This is a genomic window from Streptomyces sp. NBC_01288 (assembly GCF_035982055.1).
Classification (GTDB): Bacteria; Actinomycetota; Actinomycetes; order Streptomycetales; family Streptomycetaceae; genus Streptomyces.
In genome coordinates this window covers 10,246,114-10,269,877 of sequence record NZ_CP108427.1, presented here as the reverse complement: position 1 = coordinate 10,269,877, position 23,764 = coordinate 10,246,114, and the positions used below count along the sequence as shown (strand labels likewise).

Here is a 23,764-nt window from a genome sequence, read left to right as displayed (position 1 = left end):
TTTACTCGCCGGACTTGTCGGCGCCGGCGCCGTCGGCCCAGCGGGCCCGGATGAAGGCGCCGGCGGCGTCGAGCGCGGCGGCGCCCTCGTCGAGCAGCGCGGCGAACGCCTGGAAGACGTGCGGGACTTCGGGCCAGACCTGGAGTTCGACGTGGACGTCGTGCTCGGCGGCGCGCGCGGCCAGTCGTACGGCGTCGTCCAGGAGGATCTCGTACGAGCCGACCTGGATGAACAGGGGCGCCAGGCCGGTCAGATCGGCGAAGACGGGGCTGGCGTGCGGGGTGGTCGGGTCCGTGTCGCGGAGGTAGTCGCGGGCGCGGATGCGCAGGCCCTCCGGGGTCACTGAGGCATCGACCGCCGCCTTGCTCACCGCACTGTCGCCGGACACGGTCAGGTCGGCCCACGGGGAGAACACCGCGGCCGAGGCGGGCTGGGGCAGCCCCGCGTCCTTGGCGGCGACCAGCGTCGCGGCGACGAGACCGCCGCCCGCGGACTCCCCGACGAAGGCGATCGCGGAACTGGGAGTTCCGTCGTCGAGCAGGGCCCGGTACACGGCCAGGGCGTCGTCGACCGCCGCGGGGAACGGGTGCTCGGGTGCCAGCCGGTAGTCGACACAGACGGCGCGCGCACCGGTGCGCCGGGAGACCTCGGCGGCCAGACCCGCGGCGTCGGCCGCCGAGCCGATGACGTACGCGCCGCCGTGCAGGTACAGCAGGACGGTCGGCGGGTCGCCGGCCGGGGTCTCGACGGTGACGACCGGTACGCCGCCCAGTTCGCCCTCCGTCGTCCTGACGTCGGGCGGCAACGGGCTCGACGTCATCATGTCGTGGAAGAGGGCGCGCTGTTGGGGGACGTCCCCGCCGAGGTCGAGCGGGCCGTGCCGCAGCATCTCGTCGAGGGCCTGGCGCTGTTGCCGGGACATGGCTGTGCCTTTCGTGGTTCCGGTCGGTGCGATGGTGCTCCGGAGCGGTGGGTCAGCGCGGCGGGCCGACGATGATCTGGCCGTACATGTCGGCGGCCTCGGCCATGACGTCCCGCGAGATCTCGAAGCCCTCGGGGCGCGGGGTCGTGAGGTCACGTCCCGCGTGCCGGAACATGCCCTCGATGCCACCGGGCGTGCAGATCATCAGCAGGTCGGCCGTGTCGGAGGTGATCCGGTAGCCGTGCGGCACGTTCCGCGGCAGGAAGACGATGCCGCCCTCCGACAGCTCCATCTCCTCGTCGTCGCACCACAGCAGCGCACTCCCCTTGATGAGCATGAAGACCTCGTCCTCACGGGTGTGCTTGTGGTACGGCGGTGCCTCGCCCTTGGCGACGGAGAACCGCCCCACGGTCAACTGTCCGTCGGTGGCCGCGGCGTCGAGGAGTACGGCGAACTCACCGCCGTCGAGCCATTCCAGTTTCTGCTGCTGCTCGGGCTGTGCGAGGTAGGCCATGGTCATGCGGCTCTCCGTTCTGCGCGATCAGTTGTCTGAGGTGTTTCCGGTCGGGGCCGTGCCCTGTCCGTCCGATGATCCTCTTCTCCGCGCGCCGGCCGCCAGCCGTACGGGTAGGACCAGCAGTACCACTCCCCCGGCCCGGCGCTCGGTGCCGGGCGCGTCCGAGGCGCCCCGCGGCTTGTGGCATTCTCTGCTGCCATGGATGTCTCGACTGATCAAGAACTGCCGTCCGAGGACCAGGAGATGGAGGCCCGGGCGGTCTCCGGCGATCGGCTCACGTTCTTCGGGGACGCGGTGGTCGCCATCGCGCTCACGCTGCTGGCGCTGGAACTGCCGGTGCCGGAGGGGTCGACCAACTCGGAGTTGTGGCACTCGGCCACGTCACACCGTGAGAGCTATCTGGCGTTCATGATCAGCTTCGTGGTGATCGCCGCGCACTGGCGCTCCCATCACCGGGTGTTCCGCTACGTCACGGCGACCAACACCCGGCTGACGTCCCTGACCATGTACTGGCTGCTGACGCTGGTGGTCACCCCGTTCGCGACCGACGTGATCGGCGGCCACGGAGCGTTCCAGGCGCGGTTCATCTTCTACGCGGTCGTGCAGTTCTTGTCCTGTCTCCTGTTCATCCTGATGGTCCGCGAGGTCCCCCGCGACGGCCTCCAGCGCCCCGGCACCCCGCCCGAGCTCTTCGCCAGGGCCATCCGCCGCCTGGGCATGGTGGCACTGGGCTTCCTGATCTCGATCCCGGTGTCGCTCGTCACCCACTGGGCCTACCTCTGCTGGATCGTCGTGCCGGTCGCCGACTCGGTCGTCGACGCGCGCAGGGGCCGCAACGGGCAGCGGGGCTCGGAGGACTGAGCCGGGGCTCGCCGACGACAACGACGTCAGTGGTCGGGTGACAGGTCGTCGCCGGGTTCCTACCACACCGGCTTTCCGCTTGCGCTGTCCAGCCGCGCGGACAGGAACTCTCCGGCCCGGTCCAGCGCTACGGCCGCTTCGTCGAGGAGCGGCTGATAGGCCTGGAAGACGTGCGGGACCCGAGGCGTGACCTCCAGCGTGACCTCGACGTCCGCGGCCGCGGCCTGCTGTGCGAGGCGTACGGCGTCGTCGAGGAGGACCTCGTGGCTGCCGACCTGGACGATCAGGGGCGGCAGGCCGGACAGGTCCGCGAAGACGGGGCTGATCAGGCCGAGAGCGGCGTCCTGTCCCGCCGTGTAGTCGCTGACCCGGGGTGCGAGGAGTTCCCGGCTGAGCAGCGGGTCGGCCTCGCGCTTGGTGTCGATGCTCGCCCCGGCCAGCGTGAGGTCGACGTACGGCGACATGACGTAGGCCGCGGCGGGCAGCGGCAGTCCGCGGTCACGGGCGTTGACCAGGGTCGCGACGACGAGCCCGCCGCCCGCGGACTCCCCGGCGAGGACGATGTCCGAGGGGGCGATGCCGTCCTTCAGGAGGGCTTCATAGGTCGCGAGCGCGTCGTCCACCGCCGCCGGGTACGGGTGCTCGGGGGCGAGCCGGTAGTCGACGGAGTAGACCCTGGCACTGATCCGGCGGCCCACCTGCGAGGCCAGACCGGCGGCGCTCGCCGCGTCGCCCAGAACGTAGACACCGCCGTGGAAGTACAGGACGACGTGCCGGGGTTCGACGCCGTCGACCGTGATCGCGGCGACGGGGACCCCGCCCAGCGTGGTCGAGGTCATGGTCACGTCGGGGGGCAGGGGCTGCGCGGACGTCAACTCGTGGAGCAGGCGCCGCTGTTCGCCGACGTCACTGCCGACGGGTAGGGCCGACCGACGCAGGATCGCGTCGAGAGTGTCCTGCTGCTCGGTGCTCACGGAACGTTCTCCCTTGCGTGAGGGGTGGTTCGGTCGCGCGATCGGCCGGACCGAGAGGTCGTGCGGGAGCCGGGGCCTGACTCTGCGTACTTCGAGGAGGTCGAGGCCGAGTGCCTCGACCTCGGCGAGGACGCCGTAGAGCGCCGAGGCGTCCGGCAGCAGCCCGGTGAGCACGGTTTCGGTGCCCTGCTGCTCGGGCGCGAATGCCGGGAACGCCGTCAGCAGGGTGGGGCCGAGGTGGCCGCAGACCCGGATCTGGTACAGGAGGGGGTCATCACCCATGGCGCCATGGTGGGGGACGGCCGGGTGACTCCGCGTCGCCGGAATCCGGTGATCGTACGGTCCTCAGCCGCGGCCGTTCGACAGCAGCCGCAGCTCACGGCCGCGCTGCACGGCCGAGGACCGGTCGCCGGCGCCGAGCTTGGCGTAGATCCGTCGGATGTGGGTGTTGACGGTGTTGAGCGAGACCGAGAGTTCGCCGGCGATCTCGGGGCGGGTGAGGTTCGTCGGCAGGTAGCGCAGGACGCGCAGTTCGCTCGGGCTGAGGTTCTCGACGGGCACCGGAGGCGGCCGGTCCGGTCCGCCGGTGGCGGTACCGCGGACGACGTCCAGGATGTCGGAGACCAGCGCGGCGTGCGACGTCCGCTGCGGCAGGGTCTCCAGCAGCTCCCAGGCGCCGGTCATCACGAAGGGCAGGATCATCCGGTCCGCTTCGGCGAGGTTCAGCGCCTGCTCCACGGCCGTTCCCGCCGCGCGCTCGTCGCCGAGGTCGCGGCAGGCGAGCGCGTCCAGGAGGTGGGCCTCGATCGGGGTGAGGAAGGAATTGACGGGGGCGGTGCCGTCGAGGACCGGCCGGAGTTCACGGCGGGCGCCGGCGGGGTCCTGCTCGGCGAGGCGGATCACCGCGGCCGCGGTGCGGATCTCGCCGGTGGCGGCCCGCCGTTCGTCGAGGGCCGCGAGGGTGGTCCGCGCCTGGTCGACCATGCCGAGACGGGCCTGGGTGGCCACCGTCCAGCCGGTCACGCGGGACCAGAGCCCGTGCTCGCCCCTCATGTGCGACTGCACCTGCTCGGCGGCCCTCAACTCGGCCAGGGTCTCGTGGAGTTGACCGCGCGCCGCCGGAAGCATCGCGGAGACCAGGTGCACCAGCAGCCGGACACCGGGCTCGCCGTCGGACTGCGTGGCGCGCCGGGCGCGGTCCAGCCACTGTTGCCCGAGGTCGAACTCGCCCGTGCAGATCAACGTCCCGGCGAAGGACACCTGCGCGGGCACGATCACCGGCTCGGCGCCCCAGCCGTACCGGTCTGCCAGCGCCAGCGCCTCCTCGCAGCGACGCCGGACCAGGGTGAAGGAACGGTTGTCGGACGCGAACCCGAGGTGGGCGAGGCAGGCGACCTCCAGATAGGGGCGGCCGATGTCGTGGGCGAGCGCGGCGCCCTCCAGAAGGTGCCGCTCGCTGTCGTCGAGCCGTAGCGACCAGGCCTCGGTGACACCGAGGTTCAGCAGGGCGAGCGCTCGCAGGTCGCCGGCGAGCGCGACCTCGGTGGTGGACTGGCCGGTGCTGGGGGACGGCAGCGCGTCGGCCTGCTCGAACACGGCGTCGAAGTGCCCGCGCAGCCGGGCCAGGAGCAGGTCCAGGGACGCGATCGCCATCCGCAGCCGGGGCCGACGGTCGGGCGCCGTCGTCCCGGCGTAGGACCGGGCGATGTCGAGGTGTGCCTGGGCCTCGTCCAGGCGGTGCTGGTGCAGGTCGGCGTTGGCGTGCACGAGGGCCAGCTCCGGGCGCTCCTCGCCGGTGCGGACCGGGAAGGCGTGCAGCAGCGCGACCACGGTTCCGGCCTGCCCGTCCAGGGTGAGGCTGACGGTGTGCTCGGCGAGCAGGTGCGCCGCGTCGGCCCAGTCGCCGGCTGCCTGTAGATGCCGTACGGCGTCGGCGGCCTGGGCGTGTTCGGCGAACCAGCGCGCGGCCAGCCGGTGCAGTTCCGGGATGTTCCCGGGGAGCGTGCGGCGCAGTTCGAGCCGGAGCAGATCGCCGAACATGTGGTGGTAGCGGAACCAGGTCCGGCCGGGATCGAGCGCCACGACGAACGCGTTGGCGTCCTCCAGGTCCAGCAGGATGCGCTCCGACCCGGTCGCGCCCGTGAGCAGATCGGCCAGTTCGCCGTTGACCCGGTCGAGCAGCGAGGTGCGGAGCAACAGCCGCTGTACGTGCGGTGGTTGGCGCTCCAGCATCTCGGCCAGCAGATACTCGGCGACCGTGCGGTGGCTGCCGGAGAACTGGGCGACGAACCGCTCGGGGTCCGGGTGCCCGGCCAGGGACAGCACGGCGAGCCGCAGCCCGGCCGCCCAGCCCTCGGTGCGGTGGTGCAGCCTGTCGGCGACGGGGTCGGGCAGCACGATCTTGGTGGCGGCCAGGAGTTCGCGGGTCTCTGCCTCGGTGAAGCGGAGCTGCGCGGCACGGATCTCGGCGAGTTCGCCGGCCAGCCGCAGCTTGTGCAGGCGCAGGGAGGGGTCACGGCGGGTGGCCACGATCGCGTGGGCGCCCTGGGGAAGGGTGGTCAGCAGTGTCCCCAACTGCTCGACGGCCGGGGCGGATCCGAGCTCGTGCAGATCGTCGATGACCAGGTAGAAGGGCTTCGGGGACGCCGTGATCTCGGCCAGCGCCTTGTCCATGACGGCGCCGCCGTCGGAACCGGGAGTCACGGCCGACGGCTCGCCCACGTCCTCGGTACCGGCCGCGGCGCGGACCGCGTCCAGCAGAGCGAGCCAGAACAGCTGCCCGTCCCGCTGGCCCGGCCGTACGGACAGGAACGCGATGCGGCGATCCTGGTCCGGCCGGTCGGCCCACGTGCGCAGCAGCGACGTCTTCCCGCTGCCGGCGGGGGCGGAGACCAGTGTCACCTGCTTCTCGGCGGCACGGTCCAGGGCGGCTACGAGGTCGCGGCGGCCGATGAGTCCGGGTCTGCCCCGGCCCGCCGAGCGGCCCGAACCCGCTGCGGCCCGCGGGTCGGGGGTCACGCGATGTCCTTCAGCCACGCGGTCAGCCTAACCGAGCGCCCTGATCTCCGTTGCTGGAGGCGGCAGTCACCGGTGACGGCGACTGCTGGTGGCGGCACGTGACCACGTTCGCATAGCCTCGCGGACATGTCAGATGTGTTCGCGGGCGTCCGTCTGCTCGGCCCGCCGGAGACCGACGGCGAGTACATCGCGCTGAGCGAGCACGAGGTGGTGCACCTGCACGAGTACACGCGGATCTACGCCGTGCCCGGCCTGTACGAGCATGTCGTCCAGGAGCTGCTCCGGTGCACCTCGCCTCAGGTCGCGGCGGCGGGCTTCCTGCGTGTGGTCGCTCGCCTCGGGTTGGATCCGGGCTCGATGTCGGTCCTCGACGTCGGTTCCGGCACGGGGCTGGTCGGCGAACTCGTGCGTGACGGGGGCGTAGGCCGGGTTGTCGGGGTCGACGCGCTGCCGGCGGCGCGCGAGGCGAGTCTGCGCGACCGGCCGGGTGTCTACGCCGACTACGTGGTCGGCGACTTCCTGCGCCCCGACGCCCTTCACAAGGCTCTACGGCCTTACGAGCTGGGCGGGTTGGTGTCGGCAGGGGCGTTCGGCGGCACGCACGCCACCCCACCGGCGCTTGAGAACGCGCTCGCGCTCCTGCCGCCCGGCGCGCCTGTCGCCTTCACGATCGACGAGCGGTGGATGGACGAGTCGGATCCGGACGGGTTCGGCGCGGCGGTCGAGCGGCTGGTGGCCGCCGGTCGTCTCGCGGTGCTGGAACGGACGCGGTTCCGGCACCGGGTGACGACGACCGGCGAGCCGATCTTCTACCAGCTCGTCACGGGCTGGACCGGGTGAACTGGGCGATCTGAACTGCCGTACTGGACTGGCGCGTTGTCGGTCACCAGACCTTCATGCCGCCGTCGATGACGAGGTCCACGCCGGTCACGTAGGCGCTCTCGTCGGATGCGAGGAACAGAGCCGCGTTCGCCACGTCCTCGGGCTTGCCGACTCGGCCAAGGAGCGTCCGGCCGAGCATCTGGCGGGAGAAGTCGTCGTTCTCCAACTGCTCGCGGGTGGCCTGGCTTTCGATCAGGCCGGGCGAGACCGAGTTGACGCGGATGCCGAACTCTCCTCCCTCCATGGCCAGTTGGCGGGTCATGCCGATGATCGCGGCCTTGTTCGTCGTATGGGACAGGGACGGGAAGCCCTTGAAGCTCAGGGAGCCGTTCAGGGAGGCCATGTTCACCACCACGCCCCGGCTGGCCTTCAGTTGGGGCCATGCGGCCCGGGTGAGGTAGAAGACGAGGTCGACCTCGTCGCGGCGCGCGCCGTCCCAGTCCTTGTCGGTGACGTCTTCGAGCCAGCTGAAGTGGGCCCTGGCGGCGAGGTTGAACAGGACGTCGATGCGGCCGAACTGCTCCACCGCGAAGTCGACGAGCCTGGCGGATTCGGCGGGATCGTCGAGACGGCACGGCTGTAGCGACACCATCTCACCGCCCTCGGCGCGCACCGACGCGACGGTCTCCTCCGCCGCCTCGACCGTCACGTCGCACCCCACGATCCGGGCACCCTCCCGGGCGAACGCCAGGGCGGTGGCCCGCCCCATGCTCCCGCCCGTGCCGGTGACGACGCAGACTTTTCCGGCCAGTCGGCCAGGCATCTCAGTGTCCCTTCTGGTGTGTCGAGCCGTGATCAGGCATGGATCTGCGAGCCCTGGCCGAGGTCGAGGCGGAGCGATTCGAGGATGATGAACGTCGTGCTGGCCGTGTAGACGTCGGCGGCGGCGAGGACGCCGGTGTACTTCTTGATGACCGGGTCGGCGGCGTAGGCGACTTGAGCGGCCTGGTACTCCTTGACCGCGGCCCAGGCGTTGTCCCCGTACTTGGCGAAGTACGGCGTGGGGTCGACCGCCGTCAGCGCCTTCTTGACGTTGTCGACGATGTCGTTCACGTACCGCTGGTAGACGACCATGTCCTGCCGGGTGCCGAGCCGTCCCATGTGGCCGCCGATGAAGTGCTTCCACGGGTACGTCATGGCCTTGGCCGGGGCGGCTATGGAGCCGGGGACGTCCTCGTTCAGGTTGAAGCTGTCGAAGGGGACCCAGCCGGGCAGGTTGACGTCGACCAGCATGAGCGTGTCGTGGTCCGGCAGGTGGATGTAGATGTTGTCGGGCGAGTGGTTGGTGCCGTGCCACGCCAGGTTGATGCGTTCGCCGCCGACGCGCAGCGTGTAGCGGTTCTCGAACGTCACGTCGGGCAGCGGCCGCGTCGGGTCGTTGTCGCGGGCCAGCAGCCGCTTGTTCTCGGCGTGCCCGATCCGCACGACATGCCGGCCGAACAACGACGACGCCCCGAGGTGGTCGGCGTGGTGGTGGGAGTAAATGAGGTGGGTCACCCTGTTCGAGACGCCGTTGGCGGCCGCGATCTCGTCGATGGCCCGCTGGAGGTTGTGCCCGATGGTGGGAGGCGCGTCGAACAGCACGACACCCTCACGGGTCGTCAGGAACGCCGCCTGGTAGGTGCCGTCGGTCACCCAGTACAGATTCCGCTCGACCCGACCGACGTAGTAGCCCTGCGAGTTGACGGCGGGGCCGAGCGCGGACCGCGGTATCGGTGCGTAGTCGGGCAGCGTGGGAGTGGCGGCGAACGCCTGGCCGGCGAATGCGCCGTCGGCGAGGGCGGCGACCGTGGGTACGGCCGCCAGGACCGCGCTGCGGGCGAGGAACGATCGGCGGTTCGTCGAGGACATGGTGGTTCCCTTCGGGTGGGGGTGACGTGTACGGGGTGTGGAGCGGGGGATCTGTTCGGGCTACGCGCCGTAGGCGGGCACGATCGCGCCGCCGATGTCCGGCACGCGGCCATCGGCGAGGAAGGCGATGATGTTCGCGATCGCCTTCGGCGGGACGGCGTGGGCCAGCGCCTCCGGAGGAAGCACCGCCCGGTTCCTGGCCGTGTCGAGGAGTTGCGGCGCCACGGCGTTCACGCGGATGCCGTCCGGACGCAGTTCCAGGTCGAGGATGCGGACGAGGTGGTTGAGCGCGGCCTTGCCGAGGCTGTAGGCGGCCATGCCGGCGGTCGGCTCGCTCGCCGGCCGGGCGGACACGTGCACGATGGCGCCGCCGCCGCGTCGGCGCATGTACGGTGCCACGGCCTGGCTCAGCCACAGCGCGGCGCCGAGGTTGACGTCCAGCATGACCCGCAGGTCGTCGGGGGTCGCGGCGAGCGCGTCTCCCGGGCGGAACGCGCCGAGGGTGTTCACCAGTACCTCGGGAGGTCCGGACGCGGCGGCGATCCGGTCGATGACGTTCCTGGCCACGGCGGGGTCGGTCGCGTCGCCCACCTCGCGGCGGATGCCGTCGGGCAGGTGCTCCAGCGCCTTCTCCGTGCGGTCGACCGCTGTCACGCTGAACCCGGCGTCCGCGAGGACCACCGCCGTGGCGGAACCCAGGTCACCGCCCGCGCCGACCACCACCGCCACCTGCTCACTCATGAGACCGCCTCCTTGCCTGGCGTTGCCGAACTCCCTGCACCCCAGGTTCGTCGTAGGGCAGGTGAGCGGTCCTCACCGGATTCCGGTGATCTGTTGGAGGCAGGCAGGGCAGCGTCGCCTCGGTCGGGCAAGGCCGATGCGGAATGCGCGCTCCTTCACTTCATGCTCGGCGCGGGCCACCCCCGCGTGGCCGCCAACAACTTCCTCGCCCCGTCAAGGCACTTCGCCGGATCCACCGGCGCCGCCTGCACCCCGGGCAGCAGCAACATCCACAGGTCGCTCACCGCGTCCTCGATGTTGCGGCGGTCGTCCAGTGCGTCGGAGACGGTGTGCACCCCGAAGAAGCTGGAGACGAGGACGCGGGCGGCGCGCTCGACCTCGACACCGGGGGCGAGTTCACCCGCTTCCGCGGCGGCGGTCAGCATGTGGGAGGCCGCGTCGATCCACCCCACGAAAGGCCGGGGCAGGGAAACGGGAATGGTTCCGCGCTCGCTCCAGAGCCTGTTGCCGGCGCGGACGATCACGTTGTCACGGAATTCCCGGGCCACGGCGAAACTCAGGCCCACCAATCGGTCGAGTACAGGACCTTCCCGGGATTCCCAATGCTCCACGTATCGCGGCCATTCGGCGAAATGGGCTTCCAGGACACCCCGGGCCAGCCCTTCCTTGCTGCCGAAATGGAAATAGATCGCCCCGCTGGTGTACCCGCTCGTACGCGCCACGTCGCTGATGCTCGTACCGACGTACCCATGCTGTTCGAACAGCACCGCGGCCGTCGCCAGAACAGCCCGTCGGGTGGCTTCCGCACGTTCCTGCATATTCTCGGTCGTCCCTGTCCTGCGTGCCGGATCGTCTTTTCCGGTGAATCTAGCCGACAGGCAGTCGTTTCCCGTACGGATGCCAGGGAACCATAGCTTCTATTATTTTATGACTGAATCACCTTCTCTCGCACCGCCCGAAGCCGACCCGGAAGAGTTGGCGCTGAGCTGGGACAGTTGCGTGTCCAAGGCCCTCGTGCACCGGAACGCGGTCGCCGAAGTCCTGCTCACCGACGCCCGAGCGCTGCCCGACGGCCGTTACCTCCTCGCCGCGCAGTGGCCGCGCTCGTATGCCGCATCCGCCGCGTCCGGTTCGGGTTCCGGTTCCGGTTCTTGTTCCGGCGAGCGGCACGATCCGATGCTGGCCGCCGAGACCATCCGCCAGGTCGGCCTGTACATCTGCCGGCGCTTCCTCGGTGCCCCGAGCACGAGCAGGCCCATCATCAGAAGCGTCGGCTTCCGGCTCGACAACAACGCCGAGCCGGTGGTCGGTTACGGAGCCACGGATGTGCTGTGCCGGGCCGAAGTGCACGACGTACGCCACGTCGATGGCGTCCCCTGGCCGGTCGCGCTGAACGTACGGATCCGATTCTCCGCCGCCGGACGGGAGTTCGGCTCGGCCTTCGGCCGCGTCCGCGTCCTGTCCGAGGCGGAGTACGAGACGTTCCGCGGCCCGAACGCGGCCGCCGACCCCATCCCGGACAACGTGCACGCGCGCCCCTCGCCCTCCGAGGTGTCGGTCCCCTCCCCCGGCGACGTGATGCTGGTCCGCACCCCCTCCGGAACCTTGCTGGTGGCGCCGGCCGACCTGCGCCACCCCCGGTTCTTCGACCACCCCAGCGACCACGTACCCGGCATGGTCCTCCTGGAGGCGGCCCGCCAGGCGGCCTGCCTGGCAGGAGCCTCCCCGGGCCGACTGAACGGCTGCCACATGCGGGCCCTGCGCTTCACCGAGTGGAACGCGCCCGTCCACGTCGAGTGCGGGCCCGCCGAGGGCAGCTGGGCCTTCCAGGTCACACAGGACGGCGATACGACCGTCGCCGGCACGCTGTCGTTCGCCACGGAGGGGTAACTCACCCTCAGGGTCGCGGCTTGACGTTCGCTCTCTTCAACAGACCCGATGGACGCCTGTTCGCTCGGAGGACGGGCGCCCATCGCAAACCCCGGCAAGCACCACCAGGCACCGAAATACCCGAGTGACCGCTACCCACCCGGTCTTCTAGTCTTCGCCGAGGGGCTGTTGAGCAGGGGGATCGACGATGAGCATGTACTTCGACATCGGTGACGAGACGCTCTGGAACCCGTCGAACGGTGCCGGACGCCTCTTCCTACGACAGCTTGAGGTCTTCGAGGCAGAGCTGAACCTGCCCTCGGGAATCGGCCAGGGCAAGCACTGGGGCGACCCGGACACACTCGAAGTCGATCCGATCGCCTACGCGGAGTTCATACACGACCTGGTCGCCTGGCACTCCCGAACAGGGCACTCCGTGGCCCTCGCGCTCTCCGAGGGCTTCGTGGGGACGGCGGTCGTACTCGCGCGGCGCGCCGGAATCGAGGTGTAGACGCCCGCACCGGACAGCCGGGCAGGGGACCTCGACCGGTCGATGGCCCGCTGAATCGGCGCGCCCGGAGCCCTGACCACCCCACACCGCCCCAACACCCTTAACCAGCCTGCCGTTTCCACCTCACGCCGGCCCATCCCGACCGAAGCCCCACTCACGACAGCCGCCACTCTCGCTCCCCCTACATCGACACCGAGACGTCCCTCGCGTCGAGCGCCCTCCGTGCCTCGGTCGCGCGGGCCGACCGCACGAAAGCGGTGATGGCCGGGCGGGACGTCTCTTCCGGCCATGCCAGGGCCAGGCGCGTGGGCGGGAGGTCCGACACCGGTACCGCGGTCACCTCGGCGGGGACTCGTTCGGCGGCGCCCGAACCCACGACGGTTACCAGGCGCCCGAGGACGACCCGGTCGAGGATCTCGTCGAGCCCGAGCGGTGGGCACTCGGGGTCGAAGGTCGCGTCCTGGCGGAGTTCGGCGACCGTCACCGTAGTGCGCCCGGCCAGGGGATGGTCGCGCGGCACCAGCGCGAAGGCCGTCTCCTCGGTCAGATGGGCGGTCCGCAGGCCGGTGAGGTCGTCGGTGCCGAGGCACAGCAGCGCGACGTCGGCCCTGCCGTCCCTGAGGGCGGCCGGGCGGTCGTGCGCGAAGACGACGTCGTGGCTGCCGACCTCGGCGGAGCGGACCAGGTCGGCGATGAGCCCGGACGCGGTGCCGGGACGTACCGCCATCACCAGCCGGCCGGGCTGCCGTACGCGCTGGGCCCGCCGCACGGCCGCGTCGAGCGAGTCGAGCAGTCGTCGGCTCTCATCCAGGAACACGGCACCCGCGTCGGTGAGCGCGACGCGGCGGCTGGTGCGCTCCAGCAGCCGTACCCCCATGCGGCGCTCCAGGCGGCCGATCGCGCGGGACAGCGGGGGCTGGGCCATGCCGAGGCGCTCGGCGGCCCTTCCGAAGTGCAGTTCCTCGGCAACCGCGACGAAGTAGGCGAGTTCGCGGGTCTCCAGACGATCCATACCTCCAGGGTATCCATCCTTGCCGGAACCCTCATGGCTCTCGCCCCCGTCCGGTGATCCACTCGGATCAGGAGCAGTACTCGTATCGGGGAAACGAAGGGAACGTGCGAAGCATGAGCGACGAGCGCAAGGTCCAGGAGGTCCTGGCCCGCTATGTCCGCGCCACCGACCGACGCGACGGCAGGAGCCAGGGCGCCCTCTTCACCGACGACGCGACCGCGCAAATCTTCGCCAAGACCGGCCACGAAGCCTATGAACCGGTCGGCGAGCCGATCGTCGGAGGTTCGGGTGTGCGGTACGCGGTCGACAACTTCATGGCGCCGCACCCCGAGGGCGGCTCCAGTCACCACGTCACGTCGGACCACCTCGTCGAGGTCGACGGCGACCGGGCTCACATGAACGCCCAGTTCGTGGTCTTCGAGGTCCGCGCCGCCTCCCGTCCGACCGCCGGTTGGCCCGAGGGCGTCTTCGGGGCGCAGGGCACCGCCCGGCCCGTCGAGTCCGGTTACTACGACACCGATCTGCGCCGCGTCGACGGCGAGTGGAAGATCGTCGCGCACCGCGTCCTGATCGACATGCCGATGGCGATCCCGGGGACCTGAGCGATGAAAGCCGTTGTGTACCGCCGTTACGGCGGACCGGAGGTCCTTGAGCTCACCGAGCTTCCCGAGCCGAAGACCCACGTGGACTCGGTGCTGATCCGGGTCAGGGCCGCGGGGCTGAACCGCGCGGACGCCGCCATCCAGGCGGGGGCGCTGGACAGTGCCGTAGAGACGTATTTCCCGGTGGTGCCCGGCTGGGACATCGCCGGTGTGGTGGAGCGGTCCGGGCCCGGGGCGCCCGAGTTCGAGGCGGGTGACGAGGTGATCGCGTACGTCCGCGGCGACGTACAGCGTGCGCACGGCGGGTTCGCCGAACTGGTCTCAGCGGATGTGCGTGGCGTGGTGCACAAGCCCGGCACCATGTCGTTCACCGAGGCCGCGGGGCTGCCGCTGGCCGCGCTCACCGCCTACCAGGGACTGGTGCACGCGCTCGCGGTGCGGCGGGGCGAGAGCGTACTCGTGCACGGGGCTGCCGGGGGCGTGGGTTCCGTCGCCGTGCAGATCGCCGTGGCCCAGGGTGCCCGTGTCATCGGTGTGGGATCGGCCGACGATCACGACTACCTGCGTGCGCTCGGCGCCCAACCGGTCGTGTACGGCGAGGGGTTGGCCGACCGGGTGCTCAGCCTGGTCCCTGAGGGCGTGGACGCGGTGCTCGACACGATCGGCGGTGGTGCCCTCGCCGCGTCGGCGGGGGCCGCACGGTCCGGCGGCAGACTGGCGTCCATCGCCGAACCCGGCGTTCCCGGCTCCATGGACGTCTTCGCCCGCATGGACCGCGCCGACCTCACCGCGGTCACCGCACTGGCCGAGGCCGGCCTGCTCTCCGTGCGTGTCGGCGCGGTCTTCCCGCTGGAGAAGGCGGCCGAGGCGCAACGTGCCTTCGCCACCGGGAACGTCACCGGCAAGGTCGTCGTCGAGATCGGCTGAGCCGCGCCGGCCCTGGTCCCGTGCGGATCGTCACCGGCCGAGGACGGGAAGCGTGATCCGACGGTTCAGTCGGTCTGTGGCCCTGCCACGCTTCAGGCCGAGTCGGCGGTGGGCGGTCCGTCGTCGGATCGGGGGGCTCCCGGGACCGCCGCCGCGAGCAGTTCTCTCGTGCAGTCCTCCTTCGGGCTCGTGAAGACCGCTTCGACGTCGCCGGACTCGATCACCCGCCCGTCCCTCATGACCAGCACCCGGTCGCTGACGTGGTGGACGACTCCGAGGTCGTGGGAGATGAACAGGAGCGTCACGCCCGTGTCGTGGCGCAGGTCGGCGAGGAGGTCCAGGATCTGGGCCTGGACCGAGACGTCGAGTGCGGAGACGGGCTCGTCGCAGACGATGACGTCGGGGGCCGGCGCCAACGCACGGGCGATGGCGACGCGTTGGCGCTGACCGCCGGAGAGGTCACGCGGGCGGCGGTCCAGTACCGATGCCGACAGCCCTACCTGGTCGAGCAGTTCGGCCACCCTCGCCCGGCGGGCCCGTCCGTGTCGCGGTCCGGCGAGAGCCACGGCCTCGCCGATCACCCGCTCCACGTCGAAGCGGGGGTCGAAGGAGCCGAGCGGGTCCTGTTGCACGGCCTGGACGCGGTGCCTCAGGGGTCGTCGTGCGCGCTCGGGGACCCCGGTCCAGGGGACGCCGTCGAACCACACCGTTCCCGCGTCGGGTTCGGTCAGGCCGAGGAGGCTCCCTGCACCAGCCGCGCGCCGATCACGGTCCCCGGCCCGCAGCCGGTCGCGGCCGCGACTCCCGCCAGGAGGAAGACGGCCATGCCGACGAGGAAGAGCCGTTTGCGTCCGTGCAGGTCGCCGAGGCCGCCCCCGGGGACGAGGGCGAGTCCGAAGGCCAGTGAGCAACCGGCCACGATCCACTGCATGTCCGCCGCGCCGGCCCCGAGCGAGTGCCGCATGCTCGGGACGGCGATGTTCAGAACTGCCTGGTCCAGCAGGGTGGTTGCCCCCGCCGCCCTGCACACCAGCAGGACGTGCCGGGTGGCACGGTCGTCTCCGGGGAGCATTCAGGCGTGCCGGAGCGGTTGGTCGAGCAGCACGTTCTCCTCCTTGTACGGCGGGTGCGGCCGCTCCCGGTTCAGGACCGGACGGTCGAGGCGTCGCGGGCCGGCAGTTCGAGGCCGAGGTTCTCGCGCAGGGTGAGGCCGGTGTAGTCGGCGGCGACGATCTTCCGTTTGCGCAGTTCGTGCAGCAGGCCGTTGACGACGAAGTCGTGCTGGCGCGGATCGGCGAGGCCGCTCAGGGAGATCACGTCCAGCACGCCCGCCCTGAACCGTTCCTCGACCGCGTCGGCGAGTTGTTCGGGGGTGCCCGCGGCGGCCCAGTGCCCGGTGTCCTGGGCCGCGACGACGAGTTCGCGCAAGGTGTAGCCCTGGCGCGCGTAGCCGGTGAAGATGTCTACCCGGCCGCGGCGGCGGTTCACCGACGTGACGTCGGGCAGCAGACTCTCCGGCAGCGTCGAGTCGAGGGGGAACTCGGAGAGGTCGACTCCGCCGCCGAGCATGTCGGCCACCCGGGCCCGGCCGCCTTCGAAGTCGATCGACTCCCGCCTCTCGCGGACGAGTCGCCGCGCCTCCTCCTCGGTGGCGCCGTAGGTGGCGTGGAACGAGCTGAAGATCAGCGGCAGACCGTCGGCCCTTCCCAACTCCCCCGCCTGGGCACGGATGTTCCGGGTGAAGTCCACCGCGTGGTCGAGGGTCGGGAGCGAGGTGAAGACGATCTCGGCGTAGCGGGCGCCCAGTGCCGTGCCCGCTTCGGACTGCCCGGCCTGGATCTGCACCGGGCGGCGCTGCGGCAGCGGCGGGATGTTGAGCGGGCCCGCCACGTCGAAGAACGTCCCGGAGTGGTGGATCGGGTGGACCCGGTCCCGGTGCAGCACCGCGTGGCCGTCCGCACCGACGGTCAGCGCACCGGGCTCCCAGCTGTCCCAGAGCGCGTTGACCACCTCCAGCGTCTCGGCGGCGCGCGCGTAGCGCTCCTCGGGGCTGGGCAGGTCGCCGGGGCCGAAGTTCTCCTCGCCGATCGAGGAGGTCACCAGGTTCCAGGCGGCCCGCCCGTTGCTCACGTGGTCGAGGGTGCCGAACAGCCGGGCCAGGTTGAACGGGTGGTGGAAGGTCGTGGAGACCGTGGCGATCAGGCCGATGCGCGAGGTCACCTGGCTCAGGGCGGACACGAAGACCAGGGGCTCCTGCGAGCCGATCGCGCCCTGGGCGTCGAAGCTGAGCAGGTCGGCGGTGAACAGTGCGTCGATCCTCGCCGCCTCGGCGAGCTTCGCGACCCGGACAGCGGTGTCCAGCGTGGACCGCGTGGGGTCGACGGCCAGGTCGTAGGTCTCCGAGGTGCCGCCAGCTCCGGTGACGGTTTTCAGCGTCCGGGGCTGTTTCGCGCTCATGACTCGTCCGTTCTCGTCTCACCGGTGCCGGTGTCGTCGCGGCCGGTGGCGTGGTGGGGTGACGGAGTTCCCCGGGTGCGGGCCGACGCCCGGACACGCGAGGTCGAAACCGGTCAGGCGCGAGAGAGGCGCGGGCCTGCCGGGAGAGAGCCGGTCGGACCGGTCAGCGACAGAGCGCGGTGTGGGTGCTGCACAGGTCGACGTGCCGGCGCTTCGTGCGGACCGGGAGCAGAGCCGCGGTGCGGACCGGACCGAGGGGTGATGTCCTCACGGTGACTCCCCTCCGTCCTGACGTCGGCGACCTGCGGTGCCTCGGCGCTGGGGCGCTTCGGGCTCGCGTCGGGCGCCCGCCGGGCACGCGCATGATCTCCCGTCGCCGCCCGGCGCCGCAAGCCCGCCTGGGTGCGGACCTTCGGTAGCGTCCGTGTCAGGAACCGGCGGGGGCGTCGCTCAAGGGGACGTCCAGGCCGATGAGTTGGCCGACCAGGACACCGAACCGTACGTCGAGCCGGTCTGCCAGGCGGTCCCGTACCTCCGTCAACCCCCGGATACGCGCGTCGAGTTCGGCCAGTCGCCGGAAGGCCACCTGAGGGACGACGCACGTCTCCGCGTAGGGCCCCGTGTGGACCGCCGGCACCTCCGGGCGGCCGGGCAGCGCGTCGAGGATGTCGATGAGGAGACGCACGTCGCCGATGGTGAGGCCGGAGTCCAACAGCTCGCGGACGGCGTGCAGTCGGCGTACGTCCTCCTCCTCGTACTCCCGCTGTCCCGACGCCGTACGCCGTGCCGTGATCAGTCCGCGCTGCTCGTAGTAGCGCAGGGTTCGGGTGGTGACACCCACGGCCGCCGCCGCGTCGCCGATACGCATTCCGTCCTCCGGGAGTCGGGTGGCCGACGACTACAACTCCACGACCACGGTGCCGATGTGGTGTCCTTCGAGCAGTTCCATCAGGGCGCGCGGTGCCTGGTCGATTCCGGACAGGCGGGTGTGCGGGACGGTGACCGAGCCCTCGCGGAGCCAACGGCCGAACGTCTCCTCGTATTCCGTCAGCGCGTCCCGGTGGCGCGCGCCGCTGATGCCGCGGAGCTGGATCCCGCGCACGATCAGCGAGTACGTGTCGATCTCGACCGGCGCCGAGTTCTCGCCCGGAACCTGTGCGGAGAGCGCTCCGATCAGCCCCACCCGGGCACCGGGCCGGGCCAGGACGAGCGCGGCCCGCAACTGTTCACCGCCGACGTTGTCCACGACCGCGTCGATGCCGTCCGGGGCCGCCTTGCGCAGCTGCTCCTCGATGGGTTCGGCTCCGCGCAGCACAACCGCGTCGAAGCCCAGCGTCTCGACCAGGTAGTCGGCCTTGCGCTGCGAACTGGTGCTGCCGATGACCCGGCCGGCTCCGCGCATCCGGGCGAACTGCCCGGCCAGGGTGCCGAGTCCGCCCGCCGCGCCGGAGACGAACACCGTGTCCCCGTCGCGTACTTCGGCGCCCCGGACGACGCCGATCCAGGCCGCCGGCCCCTGCGAGAGGTACGCCACGGGGTCCGGCAGAACCGTCAGGTCGACGGGTTGCACCGCGTCGGCCTCCACCACGGCGTACTCGCGGAACCCCGCCCAGTGCGACACCAGATCGCCGGGGTGCGGGGTCCCGCCCTCGGGGGCCGTGACCACCTCTCCGACGGCCGGCGCCGACAGCGGTCCGCCGACCTCGAACGACGGCAGGGGCAGCCCCGCTTGTTCCCCCATCAGGGTGCGCAGTGACGCGGCGACGCCCATCAGCCGATTGCGGACCAGCAGTTGCCCGGGTCCCGGTTCCGGGACGGGGACCTCCGCCACAGTGAAGTGGCGCGATTCCAGGGCGCCTTGGGGACGGGAGGCGAGTCGGACCTCGCGGTGCGTGGCGGGGATGTTCGACGGAGACATCTACGGGCTCCTGACGGATGGTCGACGGCCGCACACCGTGTGCGGCGCCCACCGACGTTAAGAGTTGACGCGCACGTCAAGGTCAAGTCGGAGCGGGCCGCCCGGTCGATCCCCCTCGTCGATCAGGGCCGAGGTGGAGAGAGCGCTGTCGTGGTCGTGGCTGCCGTCGAAGGGCCGCGCCTCGGCCCGGGCCGAGCAGCACACCGAGCACCGGCTGCGGATGAGGCTCACGGCACAGGTGCTGCGCCCGGACGGCGGGGTCACGCTGTCGCCGGGCGACCTGCTCAGCCGCGCGTCGGCCGACACCAACCGGGTCGGCGCGTTCGCCGGTACGGTCGCCTCGACCGTGGCCGCGACGGTGGTGCTGCTCGGCTCGGTTCTCCTCCTGTTGCACATCTCCGTCGGGCTCGCGGCGATCGTGGTGCTCGGCACGGCCTGTCTGCTCATCGCGCAGAACCGCCTCTCTTGAGCGCTCCGCCGCACCGGCACCACCGAACAGGCCCACCAGGCACGGGCCACCGAACTCGCCGAGAACCTCGCCGCGCTCGCTGACGACGTCCCCGCCCTGAACGAGGCGGCCCGGGCCTCCTTCGCGGACCAGGTCGTCGCCGCGACACCGCAAGGCGCGCACACCTCGGTCGGCGACCGGGGCGAACTGCTCTCCGGCGGCCGGCGCCGGCGCGTCGCACTCGGACGAGCGCTCGCGGCCCGGCCGCCGGTACTGGTCCTGCATGAACCGACCACCGCCGTGGACACGGTGACGGAGGACGCGATCGCCGAGCGGGTTCGCGGGGCGAGGGCGGGTCGCACGATGCTGGTCGTCACCAACAGCCCCGCGTGGTTGGCGCGTTGCGATCATGTCGTCCACATGTCCGCGATGGGGAGGCGGGTTCCGGATGCCGCCGGAGCACCGGGCGCCGATCCGACACCCTGGCGCCCCGAATTGACCACACCGAACACCGATCCGACACCCGCGCACCCCAGGACGACCGCACCGAGCGTCGGCCCATCTCCCGTGCCCTTCCCATCTGTTGCACCAAGCGCAGGTCCAACTCCCGCGCAGACCAAGGCGAGTCGATCAAGCACCGGCCCAACGGCCGTGCACCCCGGCGCCACTCCGACTCCCCCGCAGCCCAACACCCCCAGGACCACGGCCTGATGACCACCGCACGCGCCGCCACCCGGCAGCCCCTCACTCCGGCGCCACTGCTGCCGGTGGCCACAGCTCGGCAGAGACGGGCCCGGCTTGGGGACGCGCTTCAGGGCAGGTGGCTCATGCTGTGGGCCGCCGTCGCCGCGTCGGGGGTCGACAGCGCCCTCGCGCTCGCCGGGCCGACGGCCATCGGCCGTATCACCCAGGCCATCGCGGACCGGCGTGCCCCTGGTGCGCTGGTCGGCCCGGCGCTGCTCCTGGCGGGGGCCGCCGCGGCCGGTGCCGTGACCCGCTGGTGCGCGGCCGTGCTGTCGGCCCGGCTCGTGCGGCCCGTCGCCGCCCGGCTGCGCGAGGACGCCGTCACGGCGGCGCTCGCCCTGCCCGTGGACATCGTCGAGACGGGCGGTACCGGCGACCTGGTGTCCCGGGTCTCCGGTGACGTGGACCGGGTGTCACAGGTGGCGTCCGGAGCACTGGGCGACTTCGTCGCGGCGGCGCTGACGATCGCCGCGACCCTCGTCGGACTGGCCGCACTGGACTGGCGGTTCGCGCTCGCGGCGCTCCTCGCGGTGCCGCTCCAGGCGTACGCCCTGCGCTGGTATCCGCGCACCTCGCAACCGCTCTACGCGGCGGGCCGCACCGCCGACGGACGCCGGGCCTCGGCGCTGCTCGGCGCTTTCGCCGCGCTGCCCACGCTGCGGGCACTGCGCCTCGGCCCGGGCCGGTACGCCCGGGTGGAAGCGGCCTCGGCGGAGGCGATGACGTACGAACTGCGGGCCACGCACGCGGCGACGAGGTTCTACGGCCGACTCAACGGCGCCGAACTCCTCGGCCTGAGCGCGGTGTTGGTCTCGGCGTACGTCCTGGTGCACGCGGGGCCGGCCGACGTGGGCGCGGCGACCACGGCCGCCCTGTTCTTCGTGGGGCTTTTCGACCCCGTCAACCTGATGCTCGGCAGATTCGACAGTGTGCAGCAGGCGGCGGCCGGCCTCGCCAGGATCGTCGGCGTCACACTCGGCGGACCCGCACCTGAGGAACGCCCGCAGGGCCCAATGGGCCGTCCAGGAACGGCACTTGTCGTGCAGGACGTCCATCATCGCTACGGCACCGGCCCCGACGTGCTGCACGGCGTCCGGCTCGAACTGCCCGCCGGGAAGCGGCTGGCGATCGTCGGCGCCACGGGTTCGGGGAAGTCCACGCTGGCGAGCCTCATCGCGGGCCTGCGCCTCCCGACCTCGGGACGGGTCACCCTCGGAGGCACCGGCACCGCCGACCTGACCGCCCCCACGCGGTACGGGCGGCGCCGGATCATGCTGGTGACCCAGGAACATCACCTGTTCCTCGGGACCGTCGCGGACAACCTCCGTCTCGCCCACCGGGACGCCTCGGCGTCGGACCTCGCCGCCGCGCTCGGCGCCGTAGACGCGACAGGGTGGGTCGACGCGCTCCCGGACGGCGTGGACACCCCGGTCGGCACCGGAGGCGTCGGTCTCACCCCGCGCCGGGTACAGCAACTGGCCCTGGCCCGCGTCCTGTTGCTCGACCGCGAGGTGGTCGTCATGGACGAGGCCACGGCGGAGGGCCGTACCGTGGTGGTCGTCGCCCACCGCCTGTCCCAGGCGGCCACCGCCGACGTCGTGGTGGTGATGGACGGCGGCAGGGTCATCGAGCGGGGGCGCCCCGACGAGCTGCGATCGGCGGGCGGGGTGTACGCCCGCCTGTGGGCCGCCTGGTCACGCGGCAACGGGTGACCAGGCACCCTCACCCATCCCACTCGGCTCCGCGAGATCCCGGACGCCCCGCACCACCCCGCGCTGCTCGATGCGATCTTGGAGCCGCATATACTCCATGACCACGACATCAGCCGACCCTGACCTCACATCCATACCTGCCCGTCCCGCGCACCCGAGTGCTGAGGACATGGGCAAGGCGGAAACGGTTGTGGGTGGGGGTGGCGGGCGGCTGCAAACAGCCCGAAGTCTCCTCGCCAGGTCAGGGAGACGGGCGGTTCGGCCACGGCGGAGCCCGTATCGCCCGCGCCGCCCCGTAGGCTTCGTGGTGTCTACGGCGTCACATAGCGGGCGCCAAACCACTGGAGGCAACACCGCATGCTGATCGCTCAGCGCCCCTCGTTGACCGAAGAGGTCGTCGACGAGTTCCGCTCCCGGTTCGTGATCGAGCCGCTGGAGCCGGGCTTCGGCTACACCCTTGGCAACTCCCTGCGCCGTACGCTCCTCTCCTCGATCCCGGGTGCGGCGGTCACGTCCATCCGTATCGACGGAGTGCTGCACGAGTTCACCACCGTGCCGGGCGTCAAGGAGGACGTCACCGACCTGATCCTCAACATCAAGCAGCTCGTCGTCAGCAGTGAGCAGGACGAGCCTGTCGTGATGTACCTGCGCAAGCAGGGCCCGGGTCTGGTCACCGCCGCCGACATCGCGCCCCCGGCCGGTGTCGAGGTGCACAACCCCGATCTCGTCCTCGCCACGCTCAACGGCAAGGGCAAGCTGGAGATGGAGCTGACCGTCGAGCGCGGTCGCGGCTACGTCTCCGCCGTCCAGAACAAGCAGGTCGGTCAGGAGATCGGGCGCATCCCGGTCGACTCGATCTACTCGCCCGTGCTGAAGGTCACGTACAAGGTCGAGGCGACCCGTGTCGAGCAGCGCACCGACTTCGACAAGCTGATCGTCGACGTCGAGACCAAGCAGGCCATGCGTCCCCGTGACGCCATGGCGTCCGCCGGCAAGACCCTGGTGGAGCTGTTCGGTCTGGCGCGTGAGCTCAACATCGACGCCGAGGGCATCGACATGGGCCCGTCCCCGACGGACGCCGCCCTTGCCGCCGATCTCGCCCTGCCGATCGAGGAGCTGGAGCTCACGGTCCGCTCCTACAACTGCCTCAAGCGCGAGGGCGTCCACTCCGTGGGCGAGCTCCTGGCGCGTTCCGAGGCCGACCTGATGGACATCCGCAACTTCGGTGCGAAGTCCATCGACGAGGTCAAGGAGAAGCTGGCCGGCATGGGCCTCGGCCTCAAGGACAGCCCGCCCGGACTGAACCTGTCCGCCGCTGCCGACACCTACGGTGCCGACGACGACGTGGACGCCGGTTTCGTGGAGACCGAGCAGTACTGATGCCGCGCTGCGCCGGCCTTGGTGACACTTCGCGGACGGGGACAGGAAAACCTCCACACTGTTCCCGCCCCGGAGGGAAACCTCGGCCGGCTCCGCGCCGGCGCACGGACCCTGGCGAGGCTTTCGAACGTCCCGCGCAGGGCTCGCGGGTCCATTCCGCGAGTGGGGGCGTACGGCTGTAGCGCGCTCCCCTGGTGCCGAAGTGGGCGAGGTGGAGCGTCTCACCGTCGATCTGGAGTTCCGCCGGCGGTGGGTCGGGAACGGACATCCGCGGGTGATGAACAGAGGCTCCCGGTGGCCGTTGCAGCCGCCCGGCCAGCTCTGGGCCCGCTCGCGCGTCCACGGGTTCTGGAGGGTCCGCGGGGCGGCCGGGTTGTGCTGGTGGCCGTTGAGGCTGCGGACCAGAGCCTCGCTGTAG

Annotated in this window: 23 protein-coding genes and 1 pseudogene; 10 read left to right on the top strand and 14 right to left on the bottom strand. The window is 71.3% G+C overall.

Going from position 1 to position 23,764, the window contains the following annotated elements; genetic code table 11:
* Position 1: 1 nt before the first annotated feature.
* Positions 2 to 922: an alpha/beta hydrolase gene (locus OG194_RS46275; protein ID WP_327406737.1), complete on the bottom strand. Its 921-nt coding sequence runs from the start codon at positions 920 to 922 to the stop codon at positions 2 to 4.
* Positions 923 to 974: 52 nt separating this feature from the next.
* Positions 975 to 1,442 (bottom strand): cupin domain-containing protein, encoded by a 468-nt coding sequence (locus OG194_RS46270; protein ID WP_327406736.1) that lies wholly within the window; start codon positions 1,440 to 1,442, stop codon positions 975 to 977.
* A 195-nt stretch (positions 1,443 to 1,637) separates the two neighbouring features.
* Between OG194_RS46270 and OG194_RS46265 the strand changes: the two genes are divergently transcribed.
* Complete coding sequence (locus OG194_RS46265) at positions 1,638 to 2,300, top strand: TMEM175 family protein (protein ID WP_327406735.1); 663 nt, start codon at positions 1,638 to 1,640, stop codon at positions 2,298 to 2,300.
* Positions 2,301 to 2,359: 59 nt separating this feature from the next.
* Here OG194_RS46265 and OG194_RS46260 read toward each other — a convergent pair whose 3' ends face one another.
* Both OG194_RS46260 and OG194_RS46255 read right to left on the bottom strand, forming a co-directional pair.
* Positions 2,360 to 3,556: an alpha/beta hydrolase gene (locus tag OG194_RS46260; RefSeq protein WP_327406734.1), complete on the bottom strand. Its 1,197-nt coding sequence runs from the start codon at positions 3,554 to 3,556 to the stop codon at positions 2,360 to 2,362.
* A 63-nt stretch (positions 3,557 to 3,619) separates the two neighbouring features.
* On the bottom strand, positions 3,620 to 6,310 hold the full coding sequence (locus OG194_RS46255; protein ID WP_327406733.1) for an AAA family ATPase: 2,691 nt from the start codon (positions 6,308 to 6,310) through the stop codon (positions 3,620 to 3,622).
* A gap of 108 nt (positions 6,311 to 6,418) precedes the next feature.
* Here OG194_RS46255 and OG194_RS46250 point away from each other — a divergent pair, with 108 nt between their 5' ends.
* Positions 6,419 to 7,132, top strand: a complete 714-nt coding sequence (locus tag OG194_RS46250) for a hypothetical protein (RefSeq protein ID WP_327406732.1) — start codon at positions 6,419 to 6,421, stop codon at positions 7,130 to 7,132.
* A 43-nt stretch (positions 7,133 to 7,175) separates the two neighbouring features.
* Here the strand turns inward: OG194_RS46250 and OG194_RS46245 are convergent, their stop codons facing one another.
* The 4 genes from OG194_RS46245 to OG194_RS46230 all read right to left on the bottom strand — a co-directional run bounded on the left by OG194_RS46245 (position 7,176) and on the right by OG194_RS46230 (position 10,584).
* Positions 7,176 to 7,937, bottom strand: coding sequence for an SDR family NAD(P)-dependent oxidoreductase (locus OG194_RS46245; protein WP_327406731.1), 762 nt, complete (start codon positions 7,935 to 7,937; stop codon positions 7,176 to 7,178).
* A gap of 32 nt (positions 7,938 to 7,969) precedes the next feature.
* Positions 7,970 to 9,025, bottom strand: coding sequence for an MBL fold metallo-hydrolase (locus OG194_RS46240; protein WP_327406730.1), 1,056 nt, complete (start codon positions 9,023 to 9,025; stop codon positions 7,970 to 7,972).
* A gap of 60 nt (positions 9,026 to 9,085) precedes the next feature.
* Positions 9,086 to 9,766, bottom strand: a complete 681-nt coding sequence (locus OG194_RS46235) for an SDR family NAD(P)-dependent oxidoreductase (protein ID WP_327406729.1) — start codon at positions 9,764 to 9,766, stop codon at positions 9,086 to 9,088.
* 155 nt (positions 9,767 to 9,921) lie between these two features.
* The gene (locus tag OG194_RS46230; RefSeq protein ID WP_327406728.1) at positions 9,922 to 10,584 is read right to left on the bottom strand and encodes a ScbR family autoregulator-binding transcription factor; all 663 of its coding nucleotides are present in this window, start codon (positions 10,582 to 10,584) and stop codon (positions 9,922 to 9,924) included.
* A gap of 109 nt (positions 10,585 to 10,693) precedes the next feature.
* On the opposite strand from OG194_RS46230, the gene OG194_RS46225 reads away from it, so the two are divergent.
* Entirely contained in the window at positions 10,694 to 11,656 is a 963-nt protein-coding gene (locus OG194_RS46225) for a ScbA/BarX family gamma-butyrolactone biosynthesis protein (RefSeq protein WP_327406727.1), read from the top strand.
* A 187-nt stretch (positions 11,657 to 11,843) separates the two neighbouring features.
* Positions 11,844 to 12,146 (top strand): DUF6086 family protein, encoded by a 303-nt coding sequence (locus OG194_RS46220; protein WP_327406726.1) that lies wholly within the window; start codon positions 11,844 to 11,846, stop codon positions 12,144 to 12,146.
* A 181-nt stretch (positions 12,147 to 12,327) separates the two neighbouring features.
* Here OG194_RS46220 and OG194_RS46215 read toward each other — a convergent pair whose 3' ends face one another.
* Positions 12,328 to 13,158 (bottom strand): LysR family transcriptional regulator, encoded by an 831-nt coding sequence (locus tag OG194_RS46215; RefSeq protein WP_327406725.1) that lies wholly within the window; start codon positions 13,156 to 13,158, stop codon positions 12,328 to 12,330.
* 113 nt (positions 13,159 to 13,271) lie between these two features.
* Here OG194_RS46215 and OG194_RS46210 point away from each other — a divergent pair, with 113 nt between their 5' ends.
* Complete coding sequence (locus tag OG194_RS46210; protein ID WP_327406724.1) at positions 13,272 to 13,760, top strand: nuclear transport factor 2 family protein; 489 nt, start codon at positions 13,272 to 13,274, stop codon at positions 13,758 to 13,760.
* A gap of 3 nt (positions 13,761 to 13,763) precedes the next feature.
* The gene (locus OG194_RS46205) at positions 13,764 to 14,687 is read left to right on the top strand and encodes an NADP-dependent oxidoreductase (RefSeq protein WP_327406723.1); all 924 of its coding nucleotides are present in this window, start codon (positions 13,764 to 13,766) and stop codon (positions 14,685 to 14,687) included.
* Positions 14,688 to 14,779: 92 nt separating this feature from the next.
* Here the strand turns inward: OG194_RS46205 and OG194_RS46200 are convergent, their stop codons facing one another.
* The 5 genes from OG194_RS46200 to OG194_RS46180 form a co-directional block, all read right to left on the bottom strand.
* Positions 14,780 to 15,394 (bottom strand): ABC transporter ATP-binding protein, encoded by a 615-nt coding sequence (locus OG194_RS46200; protein WP_327406722.1) that lies wholly within the window; start codon positions 15,392 to 15,394, stop codon positions 14,780 to 14,782.
* A 20-nt stretch (positions 15,395 to 15,414) separates the two neighbouring features.
* Positions 15,415 to 15,759 (bottom strand): MFS transporter, encoded by a 345-nt coding sequence (locus OG194_RS46195; protein ID WP_327406721.1) that lies wholly within the window; start codon positions 15,757 to 15,759, stop codon positions 15,415 to 15,417.
* A gap of 71 nt (positions 15,760 to 15,830) precedes the next feature.
* The gene (locus OG194_RS46190; RefSeq protein WP_327406720.1) at positions 15,831 to 17,144 is read right to left on the bottom strand and encodes an NtaA/DmoA family FMN-dependent monooxygenase; all 1,314 of its coding nucleotides are present in this window, start codon (positions 17,142 to 17,144) and stop codon (positions 15,831 to 15,833) included.
* A gap of 427 nt (positions 17,145 to 17,571) precedes the next feature.
* A complete protein-coding gene (locus OG194_RS46185; RefSeq protein ID WP_327406719.1) occupies positions 17,572 to 18,012 on the bottom strand; it encodes a MerR family transcriptional regulator in 441 nt (146 codons plus the stop codon).
* 30 nt (positions 18,013 to 18,042) lie between these two features.
* Positions 18,043 to 19,062 carry an MDR family NADP-dependent oxidoreductase gene (locus OG194_RS46180; protein ID WP_327406718.1) on the bottom strand — a complete coding sequence of 340 codons (1,020 nt, stop codon included), beginning with the start codon at positions 19,060 to 19,062 and terminating at the stop codon, positions 18,043 to 18,045.
* A gap of 133 nt (positions 19,063 to 19,195) precedes the next feature.
* Here OG194_RS46180 and OG194_RS46175 point away from each other — a divergent pair, with 133 nt between their 5' ends.
* The 4 genes and pseudogenes from OG194_RS46175 (at position 19,196) to OG194_RS46160 (ending at position 23,346) form a co-directional block, all read left to right on the top strand.
* Complete coding sequence (locus tag OG194_RS46175; protein WP_327406717.1) at positions 19,196 to 19,531, top strand: hypothetical protein; 336 nt, start codon at positions 19,196 to 19,198, stop codon at positions 19,529 to 19,531.
* 33 nt (positions 19,532 to 19,564) lie between these two features.
* Positions 19,565 to 20,221: pseudogene (locus tag OG194_RS46170) on the top strand (ATP-binding cassette domain-containing protein); the annotation flags it as partial.
* Positions 20,221 to 21,966, top strand: coding sequence for an ABC transporter ATP-binding protein (locus OG194_RS46165; RefSeq protein ID WP_327406716.1), 1,746 nt, complete (start codon positions 20,221 to 20,223; stop codon positions 21,964 to 21,966). The pseudogene OG194_RS46170 and the gene OG194_RS46165, both read left to right, overlap by 1 nt.
* 357 nt (positions 21,967 to 22,323) lie before the next feature.
* Complete coding sequence (locus OG194_RS46160; protein WP_033280953.1) at positions 22,324 to 23,346, top strand: DNA-directed RNA polymerase subunit alpha; 1,023 nt, start codon at positions 22,324 to 22,326, stop codon at positions 23,344 to 23,346.
* Positions 23,347 to 23,764 lie beyond the last annotated feature (418 nt).